The organism is Pseudoalteromonas sp. T1lg75 (assembly GCF_002964705.1).
Classification (GTDB): domain Bacteria; phylum Pseudomonadota; class Gammaproteobacteria; order Enterobacterales; family Alteromonadaceae; genus Pseudoalteromonas.
Genome location: NZ_PQCD01000062.1, coordinates 1 through 10,675, shown reverse-complemented (window position 1 = coordinate 10,675; position 10,675 = coordinate 1). Strand labels below are relative to the sequence as shown.

At 50.2% G+C, this 10,675-nt stretch carries 9 protein-coding genes; 5 read left to right on the top strand and 4 right to left on the bottom strand.

Features of this window, described 5'->3' with window-relative positions:
• Nucleotides 1-25: 25 nt before the first annotated feature.
• From dxs to C2M36_RS15210, 3 genes are all read right to left on the bottom strand, one after another.
• A complete protein-coding gene (gene dxs, locus C2M36_RS15220) occupies nucleotides 26-1,888 on the bottom strand; it encodes a 1-deoxy-D-xylulose-5-phosphate synthase (RefSeq protein ID WP_105255628.1) in 1,863 nt (620 codons plus the stop codon).
• A gap of 68 nt (nucleotides 1,889-1,956) precedes the next feature.
• Nucleotides 1,957-2,844: a (2E,6E)-farnesyl diphosphate synthase gene (ispA, locus tag C2M36_RS15215; protein WP_105255627.1), complete on the bottom strand. Its 888-nt coding sequence runs from the start codon at nucleotides 2,842-2,844 to the stop codon at nucleotides 1,957-1,959.
• Between the two features lie 8 nt (nucleotides 2,845-2,852).
• The gene (locus tag C2M36_RS15210; protein ID WP_105188114.1) at nucleotides 2,853-3,092 is read right to left on the bottom strand and encodes an exodeoxyribonuclease VII small subunit; all 240 of its coding nucleotides are present in this window, start codon (nucleotides 3,090-3,092) and stop codon (nucleotides 2,853-2,855) included.
• A gap of 399 nt (nucleotides 3,093-3,491) precedes the next feature.
• Here C2M36_RS15210 and pomA point away from each other — a divergent pair, with 399 nt between their 5' ends.
• From pomA to C2M36_RS15190, 4 genes are all read left to right on the top strand, one after another.
• Complete coding sequence (pomA, locus tag C2M36_RS15205) at nucleotides 3,492-4,253, top strand: flagellar motor protein PomA (protein ID WP_105188113.1); 762 nt, start codon at nucleotides 3,492-3,494, stop codon at nucleotides 4,251-4,253.
• 13 nt (nucleotides 4,254-4,266) lie between these two features.
• Nucleotides 4,267-5,193, top strand: coding sequence for a flagellar motor protein MotB (locus tag C2M36_RS15200; protein WP_105188112.1), 927 nt, complete (start codon nucleotides 4,267-4,269; stop codon nucleotides 5,191-5,193).
• Nucleotides 5,194-5,430: 237 nt separating this feature from the next.
• Entirely contained in the window at nucleotides 5,431-5,919 is a 489-nt protein-coding gene (locus C2M36_RS15195) for a hypothetical protein (protein ID WP_105188111.1), read from the top strand.
• A 65-nt stretch (nucleotides 5,920-5,984) separates the two neighbouring features.
• Nucleotides 5,985-7,907 (top strand): DNA topoisomerase III, encoded by a 1,923-nt coding sequence (locus C2M36_RS15190; RefSeq protein ID WP_105255874.1) that lies wholly within the window; start codon nucleotides 5,985-5,987, stop codon nucleotides 7,905-7,907.
• Here the strand turns inward: C2M36_RS15190 and C2M36_RS15185 are convergent.
• A complete protein-coding gene (locus tag C2M36_RS15185; protein WP_105255873.1) occupies nucleotides 7,904-9,205 on the bottom strand; it encodes a M20 metallopeptidase family protein in 1,302 nt (433 codons plus the stop codon). The genes C2M36_RS15190 and C2M36_RS15185 overlap by 4 nt on opposite strands.
• 93 nt (nucleotides 9,206-9,298) lie before the next feature.
• On the opposite strand from C2M36_RS15185, the gene C2M36_RS15180 reads away from it, so the two are divergent.
• A complete protein-coding gene (locus C2M36_RS15180; RefSeq protein ID WP_105255626.1) occupies nucleotides 9,299-10,156 on the top strand; it encodes a tetratricopeptide repeat protein in 858 nt (285 codons plus the stop codon).
• Nucleotides 10,157-10,675: the final 519 nt, after the last annotated feature.

The window sequence follows — 10,675 nt, the reverse complement described above, 5'->3', positions numbered from 1 at the left end:
TCCTTTTTGCTTTTCAGTTTTGGTATTAAGCCATCCAATCCTTAATTTGTCGCTCGATCCCGGCGCTATCCAGACCAAGCTCGGCATGCATTTCCTGTTGCGTTCCATGCTTGATAAAGACGTCCGGCAAGCCTAAGTGCAGCACCGGCTTAAGCTGCTTGCTTTGCGCCAGATACTCACTCACCGCGGAGCCTGCACCACCGGCAATGACGTTGTCTTCCAACGTCACCAGGTGCTCATGGGTCGCCGCGAGTTCATTGATCAGCGCCGTATCCAGCGGCTTAACAAAGCGCATGTCTACCAAGGTGGCATCCAGGGCTTCCGCGGCCGGCTCGGCATATTCCAATAGGGTACCGAATGACAGTATGGCCACGCCTTTGCCTTGACGCAGAACACGGCCTTTACCTATTTCCAGCTGCTGCATTTGCGCATCGAGTTCACCCTCGCCGGCACTGCCACGGGGGTAGCGCACCGCTGCGGGCTTATCGAGTTTATGGCCGGTATAAAGCATATTACGGCATTCGTTGGCGTTGGCCGGAGCCATGATCACCATATTGGGAATACAGCGCAGGAAGCTTAAATCATAGGTGCCCTGGTGAGTTTCACCGTCGGCGCCAACCACACCGGCGCGGTCGATGGCAAATAAGACCGGTAACTCTTGCAGTGCCACGTCATGGATCAGCTGATCATAGGCGCGCTGTAAGAAAGACGAGTAAATCGCCACCACGGGATTTAATTGTTCGCAGGCAAAACCGGCGGCCAGGGTTACCGCATGCTGCTCGGCAATGGCAACATCAAAATACTGCTCAGGGTATTCCTTCGAGAAGCGCACCATGCCCGAGCCTTCACGCATCGCTGGGGTGATGGCCATCAGGCTGCTGTCTTCGGCGGCCATGTCGCATAACCAGTCGCCAAAGACCTTGGAAAAGGTCGGTGCGCCAGGCTTAGATTTGGGTAATTTGCTTTCGCTGGGGTCGAACTTGGGCACCGCGTGATAACCGATGGGATCGGCTTCGGCAGGTTTATAACCCTTACCTTTTTGCGTTTTTACGTGCAGTAACTGCGGACCCTTGAGGTTGCGCATGTTGCGCAAGGTGTCGACCAGCATATTCACATCATGGCCGTCGATGGGGCCGATGTAATTAAAGCCCAGCTCCTCGAAGAAGGTGCCAGGGATCACCATGCCTTTGAGGTGCTCTTCCATGCGGCTGGCCAGCTCTTTGACCGGCGGCAGGCCGGAGAGCAGCTTTTTGCCGCCTTCACGAATATTGGTGTAGAAGCTACCGGAAAGAATACGGGCAAATTGATTATTCAAGGCGCCGACGTTTTCCGAGATAGACATCTCATTGTCATTGAGGATAACCAGCATATCCGATTTTACATCACCGGCGTGGTTCATGGCTTCGAAGGCCATGCCAGCGGTAATGGCGCCATCGCCGATCACGGCCACGGTTTTACGTCCTTTCCCTTCTTTTTGCGCGGCAATGGACATGCCCAGTGCCGCAGAAATAGAGGTACTTGAGTGACCCACACTAAAAGTGTCGTACTCGCTTTCACCTCGGTATGGGAAGGGGTGCAGGCCATCTTTTTGGCGGATGGTGTGCATTTGCTCGCGACGACCGGTGATCAATTTATGCGGGTAGGCCTGATGACCAACATCCCAAATCAAGCGGTCGAACGGCGTGTTATAGACATAATGCAACGCCACAGTCAGCTCAACCGTGCCTAAACCCGAGGCAAAGTGACCACTGCTTTGTGATACGGAGTTCAGTAGGTAATCCCGCAATTCATAGCTAAACGCGCCGAGCTTATCTTGTGCTAGGTCGCGCAGTTGTGCAGGCTTATCAACCTGATTTAAAAGGGGATACTTGCTACTATCCAAATTCATGCGTTTTATTATCCTTCACTGCGATGGCACGAGTATATCAAAACGGGCACGGCCATCTGTAGTAATTTTTAATGATCTCGGGCGATGATGTATTGCGCCAGTTGCGCCAGCATCTTGGTGTCATAGGGCAGGCTGTCGAGGGCGGCAATGGCCTCGTCATAGAGTTGCTGTAGTTTGGCTTTAGCGCCCTCTAAGCCAAGCAAGGCCGGGTAGGTTGCTTTGTTGGCGGCCACATCCGAGCCTTGTGGTTTGCCCAGGGTCTGGGTATCGCCTTCAATATCCAGAATGTCGTCTTGCACCTGGAACGCCAGGCCGATAGCCTTGCCGTATTGTTGAAGTGCTGCTTCGGTGTTGCTGTCGCCTTTGGGGGCGCACAAATAACCAAGCTCGATAGCGCAGCTCAACAGCGCTCCGGTTTTAGCATTATGTATCTGCTCAAGTTCGCTTAGGCTGATGCTTTTGCCTGTTGCGGCGATATCTAAGGCTTGGCCACCCACCATGCCGAGTAAGCCGGCGGCGCGGCTTAAGCTTTGTACCAGGCGGATTTGCGCACTGGCGTCTATTTTAAAGTCGTTAGCGCTTAGCAATTCAAAGGCGATGCTTTGCAGCGCGTCGCCGGCCAAAATAGCATGGGCTTCATCATAAGCTATGTGGCAAGTGGGCCGACCGCGACGTAATTCATCGTCGTCCATGGCTGGCAGGTCATCATGAACAAGGGAATAGCTGTGAATACACTCGATGGCCGCGGCGGCCTTATCGAGATCGTCCTTATTGGCACCGAGCATGGTGCCGACGCAATAAACCAAAAATGGGCGCAGTCGTTTACCGCCATTTTGTACGCTGTATTGGCTGGCAGAGAGGATCCGAGGTTGAGCGTCTTGCTGGCTGTGGAAATAGTTTTCTAGGGTATGAATTACGTCTTGTTGCGCTTGTGCTAAGGCTTGTTTTAATTCCACAGTGACTATTACTCTTGAGTGTCCATAGGCGTTAATTCGGCATCGAGATCATTACTCATCAGCATGCTCACCTTTTGCTGTGCATGATCCAGTTTTTGCGCCGAGGCATTGGCCAGGCTGATACCACGTTCAAACTGCTTTAAAGAATGTTCCAGGGGCATATCGCCTTGTTCCATCTCAGTGACAATTTGGCTCAGTTCGTTGATTGCGTCCTCAAAGGTGAGGTTTTCTGGTTTTTTTTGGGCCATTGCCTGCGCTCTCGTTACTGAATTACTAAGAGCGCCAATTTTAGGGGCATTCCGTGACCAGGTCAAAGGCGGTGATGATTTTCGCCCGCCCTGATGCGCAGAATTTTAAATAAAAGGGTTAAGTAATTGCGTCAGTTGCCGATAGCCTAAGAGTATTTATAATAGCGGCAAATTTTTATACCAATTGCATTGATGAAGTGAGCAGTTATAGCGACAGATAAACACTCGGGATAACAAGGCGAAAATTATGACATACAGTCGCTCTGTATGAATAATTTTTAACCTAGCTAGTCTTGTGTTTGGCTCGCTAGATTGGGCAAGACATTAATAAAATTGGTATTGAGCACCCGAGCCGAGCTCAAAGAGGTGCACAATGCAGTAACTGTGGGTGGAGGACGTGTGGATTTAGCAACCATTATTGGTATTCTCGGGGCGATAGGCTTTGTAGTCATGTCTATGGTACTCGGTGGCGATGTAAGTATGTTTTACAACACCCCGTCGGTACTGATCGTTTTTGGTGGCTCGCTGTTTATTGTTCTTGCTAATTACACCATGGGGCAGTTCTTTGCCATTGGTAAGGTGGCCGGCAAGGCCTTTATGTTTAAAATAGAGTCGCCGGATGAGCTGATTGAAAAAGCCGTAGAGCTGGCGGATTCGGCCCGTAAAGGCGGCTTCTTGGCGCTGGAAGAAGCGGATATCAGCAACAAATTTATGCGTAAGGGCATAGACATGCTGGTCGATGGTCATGATGCCGATGTGGTACGTGCCACCTTACAAAAAGACATTATGCTGACCTCGGCGCGTCATCAGCAGGGCGCCGGTTTATTTAAAGCGCTCGGCGATATCGCCCCCGCCATGGGCATGATAGGCACCCTTATCGGCCTGGTGGCCATGCTATCTAATATGGATGACCCCAAGGCCATCGGCCCGGCCATGGCGGTGGCCTTGTTAACGACCCTGTATGGTGCCTTTTTAGCGAACGTGATCGCCATTCCCATCCAGTCTAAGCTGGAGTTGCGTAAAGACGAAGAAGAGCTTAATCAGCGCCTGATCCTCGATGCGATTTTGGGAATTCAAGACGGTCAAAACCCCAAGGTGATCGAGGGCATTTTAAAGAATTACCTTGCCGAGTCTAAGCGTCAGTTAGATACCGAGGCATGAGCGAGGAATGAGTATGTCCGACGAGCAACCTTGTAAGTGTCCTCCTCCCGGGTTACCCCAGTGGATGGGGACCTTTGCCGATCTGATGTCGCTGTTGATGTGTTTCTTCGTGCTGCTGCTGGCGTTTTCGGAAATGGATGTACTGAAGTTTAAGCAGATCGCTGGGTCGATGAAGTTTGCCTTCGGGGTGCAAAATAAGCTGGAAGTGAAAGATATCCCCAAGGGCACCAGTGTGATCGCCATGGAGTTTAAGCCCGGGCGACCGGAACCTACCCCCATTGAAACCATTCAGCAGCAAACCACGGAAATGACCCAGCAAATGCTGGAGTTCCAGGCCGGTGATGAAGACTCGGCCGGTGGTCGCCAGGAGCAACGTGGCGATCAGCGTGGCGGTGAATCTTCGAGCACCGAACAGCAACAAGAACAACAGCAGGCGATTGCCACGGCGGATCAAGAAAGGGTCAACGAGCTGGTGAAGAAAATAGCCCAGCAGCTGGAGCAACAAATTATCGATGGTGCCATCGAGCTGGAATCCCTTGGTCAACAGATCATCATTCGTATTCGTGAAAATGGCTCTTTCCCATCAGGCAGCGCGTTTTTGCAGCCGCAGTTTAAGCCCATAGTGCATGACATTGCCCGCTTGCTCAAAGATGTGCCCGGGGAGATCACCGTTTCCGGTCACACCGATGATTTTCAGGTCGCCAATGAGCTTTATACCAATAACTGGGATCTCAGTGCCAAGCGAGCGGTAGCCGTTGCCAGTGAGATGCAAAAGGTAGAGGGTTTCGATAAAAACCGCATGGTGGTGGTCGGTCATGCCGATACCCGGCCTTTGGTGCCCAATGAAACCGACGAAGACCGTAAGCGTAACCGTCGCGTAGAAATATCCATTATGCAGGGTAAGGCGAAAGAGTCGGAGCCGATAGAAGTAGTACAGTAAGTATTGGCACTTGTTGAAAAAATTCGTTATTTTATGCCTAGTTTACGAATTAGAAACAAACAATAGGAGAAGGAATGGCTATTTTAAACAAGTTTGCTTATATGCCGGGTAATGGCGGTGGCTCTGATGACAAAACCGACCACGAAGACGATCAGGGTCAGGATCAAGAACATAAGCAGCCTCAGGGCTAACAAAGGCGTACCTACGGTGTACCTAAGGTTTACCTAAGGCCTACCTATGCCAGATTGGTTCGAAGACTTTCTTCTGCTTCTCAATAACAGTTCGGCGGCACTGATAGTGCCGGCGATCATTGTTCTTGCCATTATTAAAGATGCCAAAGGCATCCGCTTTGCGCTGCTGACCGCCGGCTTTTTCTTATACGGCGCGCTGATCCACGAATGGATATTCTCCTGGGATACGCAAAAGTTCTGGCGCTATGTTATTTGGGCAGGTAATGACATCACCTGGATGGCCATCATTGCATATTGGGGCGTACGCGGTAAGGTCCACCTGTGGCAAAGCATCATGGGCCAGCTGATTGTTGTTGCGGTGCCTTTTTTGCAAATGTGGCGCTTAGCCGACCGACACCTATGGGATTTAAGTTACAACAGTGCTTACCTGTTCAAAACGATTATCCCCATCATCAATATCGCCACCATAGTGCTTTGCTATTTACCCATTGTTTATTGGTTAAAAGCTCGCGCTAAGCCCACCGCCGCCAATTAAGCTTTCTTCAGCTAGGGTTTTGCACTACACTGTTTCTTACTGTATGGATGAACAGTTGTTTTGCTATGAAGCTTTATATCGCTGAAAAACCTTCCCTGGGGCGTGCCATCGCCGCCGCCTTGCCTAAACCACATAACAAAAAAGACGGTTATATAGAGCTGGGCAACGGCGATTGTGTTACCTGGTGCATCGGCCATTTGTTAGAGCAAGCAGAGCCTGATGATTATGATGAGGCCTATAAAAAGTGGCAAATACAGCACCTGCCCATAGTGCCACAGCAATGGCAACTCAAAGCCAAGACTAAAACCCGCAAGCAACTTACCTTGGTCAAAAAGCTGATCAAACAAGCATCTGTGATTGTGCATGCCGGCGACCCCGACAGGGAAGGGCAGCTGTTGGTCGATGAAGTGATTTCCCAGGCTAAATTGAGCGCGGCCCAAAAGCAAAGCATCCAGCGATTACTGATCAGCGACTTAAACTTACCGGCGGTGAAAAAAGCGCTGGGGCAATTACGTGCCAACGCGGAATTTATTCCACTCAGCGTCTCGGCCTTGGCGCGCTCGCGTGCCGATTGGCTGTTTGGCATGAACCTCACCCGTGCCTATACCCTGGCGGGTCAAAAAGGCGGCTATAAGGGCGTGCTCTCCGTCGGCCGGGTGCAAACGCCGATCCTTGGCTTGGTTGTAGCGCGGGATAAGGAAATCAAGGAGTTTGTCAGCAAGCCTTTCTATGAGGTTGAGGCTCTGATGCGCACCCAAGAGCAACAGGGGTTTGCATTAAAGTGGCAGCCCAGCGAAGCCTGTCGGCCTTATCAGGATGAGCAAGGTCGGGTGTTAGTTCAAGCCCTGGCCGACAACGTTATCTCTCGTATCAAGGGTCAGCAAGGTGTGATCACTCAGGTAAAAAGGGCAGAAAAACAAGAGCAGGCGCCCTTGCCTTATAACCTGTCGGCATTGCAAATCGATGCCGCCAAGCGCTTCGGGTTACCAGCCAAAGCGGTACTTGATACTTGCCAAAGTCTTTATGAAAAGCATACCTTGATCACTTATCCACGCTCGGATAATAGGTATCTGCCTAAGGATCATTTCCAGCAAGCGCCTAAAATCATCGAAAGTGTGATTGCCAACGGCGTGTTTTCCAAAGAGCAGCTTGCTACCGCGGATCCGTTAAGAAAAGCACGTTGCTTTAACGATGCCAAGGTTGCCGCCCACCATGCCATAGTGCCGACCAATAAAAAGACGTCGGCGCAGCTCACAGAGACGGAGCGCCGCGTGTACGAGCTGATCTGTCGCCAGTACGTGATGCAATTTATGCCCGCCTACCGTTACCATCAAACCGATGTGGAAGCAGAGATAGCCGGCGGCAAGTTCAGCACCAAGGCCAAAGAAGAAATAGCACTCGGCTTTAAGGTGTTATTGCCCAATAAAGAAGAAAAAGAAGCGCCTAGCTTACCGCCTTTAAGCGTGGGTCAGCAGGTACTGTGCGAGGATGCGCGCCGGCTAGATAAGAACACCACACCACCGGCGCATTTTACCGATGCCTCACTGCTTGCGGCGATGACTGCCATTTCCCGCTATGTGAAAGACCCTGATATCCGTAAGGTGCTGCGAGAAACCGATGGCCTGGGCACAGAAGCGACGCGCGCGAGTATTATCGAGTTATTATTTACCCGGGGATTTTTAGCTCGCACTGGCAAGTCCATTGTTGCCACCGAAGCGGGCATCGCCCTGATCAATGCCTTGCCTGACACCCTATCAACACCGGACATGACCGCCCATTGGGAAATGGCCTTGGCGCAAATTGCAGAGAAACAGCTTAAATATGATGACTTTATGCAACCACTTGTTGGGCAGTTAGAATCGTTAATAGCAGAGGCAAAAACCTGCGACAGTCGTCAGTTTTCACATATCAAGAGTCAGGTGAAAAGGAAATTTAAGGGCGCGAGAAGAAAAAGCTCACGCCCGAAAAGCAGTAAAGCTCCGGCTTAATTTCCATTAAACAAGGCCAATGCCGCATTACTCATGGCATTGACCCCCGTTGGAATCGCCTTTTGGTAATCCGGAGCAAACTTACTCGAATGTAATGATGGCAACTGCGTATTGTTTTTCATTGCCTCGTCGTAAGTATCCGGGTTTACACCACCTAGCCAGAATAGGGTAATAGGCAACTTGTCTTCGGTACGGCCATATAAACCAAAGTCTTCACCGGCCATGACCGGCTCGGTCAACTCAACATTATCGGCGCCAATGGCCGCTTTAATGGCCTGGGTGACGCGAGCGGTTTGATCTGGGTTATTGTAGGTCGAGGGAATAGACTCGGCCTCATGAACCACCACTTCAGGGTAAAGTGATTCTTCAAGCCCGGCACTGGCGGCAATACCCGCGGTAATTCGCTTGATAGCGGCAATCTGTTGTTCACGTACCGCTGGGTTATAGCTGCGTAATGTCAGCTGGAGTTTGACCTCGTTGGAAATAACATTGTGTTTACTACCACCGTGAATTGAACCTACGGTGACTACCGAAGGCTCAAGAGGAGAGAGCTCGCGGCTGGTGATCGTTTGTAAGGCCAGCACGATACGAGAAGCGAGCACCACAGGGTCGATAGTGGTATGCGGGTAAGCACCGTGGCCGCCTTTGCCTTTGACATGAATATCAACGGAGTCGACGCTGGCCATGGTGTATTCGGGCTTTAATGCAACTTTACCCGCGGGGACGCTGGCACTGACATGCAGGGCTAAAATATGATCCGGCTTGGCAAATTGGCTAAAGAGTCCTTCGTTTAACATGGCTTTGGCGCCGGCACCGACCTCCTCAGCGGGTTGAGCCACCATCATTAGGGTGCCTTGCCATTGGTCTTTGTGGGCGACCAGGTGCTCGGCGGTGCCAATAAAGCTGGTCATGTGAATATCGTGACCACAGCCGTGCATCACGCCGACCTGAGTGCCGTCTTCATTTAGTACCTTCACCTTAGAAGCATAGGAAACACCGGTTTGTTCGGTAATGGGTAAACCGTCGGTGTCGGTGCGGATCATAATAGTAGGGCCATCACCATTTTTCAGCAGTCCAACCACGCCATACCCACCCACCTCAGAGGTGACCTCAAAGCCAAGGCGCTTTAATTGACTCGCTATTTTTTCACCGGTTTTTTGTTCTTGTAAGGATAGCTCCGGGGATTGGTGTAAGTCTAAATAGAGCTTCTCCAGCTCGGGTAGGCGCTCGCTAACCTCAATTGCGGCGCTGGCGGGTAATGCCGAGGTGAGTAATAAAGCCGTGCTGGCTATTGTCATATTTTGCAGAAAACCCATAATATTCCTTACACTTGTAAATGTGATCTTTGACTCCATATCAAAGCCTAATTCTAAATAGATGGCAACTTAACCATGACGAATCAAATTCAACTTACTGCGGAAAATATTCAGCAGGTTTTAGGACAAACTTCCGAAGATAATATCGTTGCCTTGAGCTTCTACTCGGCGCAGAGCCCCGAATGCCAAGAGCAGGCACGTATCTTAGACGGCTTAGCGCAGCAATATCAGCAGCATCTTATCGTCGCGACCCTGGATTGTGACGTTCAGCAAGCCTTGGCCAGCCAGTTGGCACAGCAGATTGGTCTGCAGGCATTACCGACCCTAGTGCTATTAAAAGGTGGGGCCCCGGTAGACATGTTGCCGGGCGCGCAAAGCGAGCAACAAATAAAAGAGGCATTGCAAAAGCATCTGCCACAGCCGGAAGATGCCTTATTACAGCAGGCCAAAGCGGCGTTGGCGGCAGATAACCTGAATGATGCCTTTAAATATGCCAAGCAAGCCTATGAAATAGATCCTCAGAATGCCCGAATCAAACTGGTATTGACCGATATCTGTATTCAAATACATAAGTTAGAGGATGCAAAAGCTTTACTTGATACCATAGCGCTGGCGGAGCAGGATGCCTACTACAACAATATCAAAGCAAAACTAGAGCAAGCAGAGCAGGCACAAGACTCTCCTGAGATCCGCACATTGCAGCAGGAAATTGAGCAGCAAGGCGATAATTTAGAGCTTAAGGTGAAACTGGCGGTGGCTTTTAATGATGCCGGCCGTAAAGCAGAAGCGCTCGAAACTTTATTTTTAGTGCTAAAGAAAGATCTTAACTTTGCCGATGCGAAGAAGTTCTACCTTGATATTATCGCCAGCCTACCAGAGGGGGATGCCTTGGCGGCGGCGTCGCGCAGAAAACTATATAGCATTCTTTACTAGGGCTATTTTTGAGTACCTACATATATAGGTATAGATATGACTACGGCGAGCTTAGACTCGCCGTTATTATTTTTAGATTCCTACCTTGATCTTTACCGCAGTTGTTCAATACTTAGTAGTCCTGCCACGGAAGAATCATAACAAGGCCAGAATTTGGCTACTTAACATCCGGTTTTGGGTGCTTATTAATCAATTGATACGCAAAAGGCTATTTTTCGCAATTTTCTTCAAAAAAGGGGTTGCGTCGAAATCGTTTCTCCCTATAATGCGCATCCACCGACACGGCGGACAGCAACGAATAGCGCTGAACGAGGTGAAGGTTGAGTCAAGTAAAACTGAGTTTTAAGAAACTTTAAACTTTCTCAAAATTAAGTGTTGACAACAAATCAGGGTTGAGTAGAATGCACAGCCCTCGAGACGCGAAAGCAACTCGAAACCGGGTAACCGGACCTGTTCTTTAAAAATATGAAGCAATCATCTGTGTGGGCACTCGTACAGGTTGAGTTCTAACAGCAGATT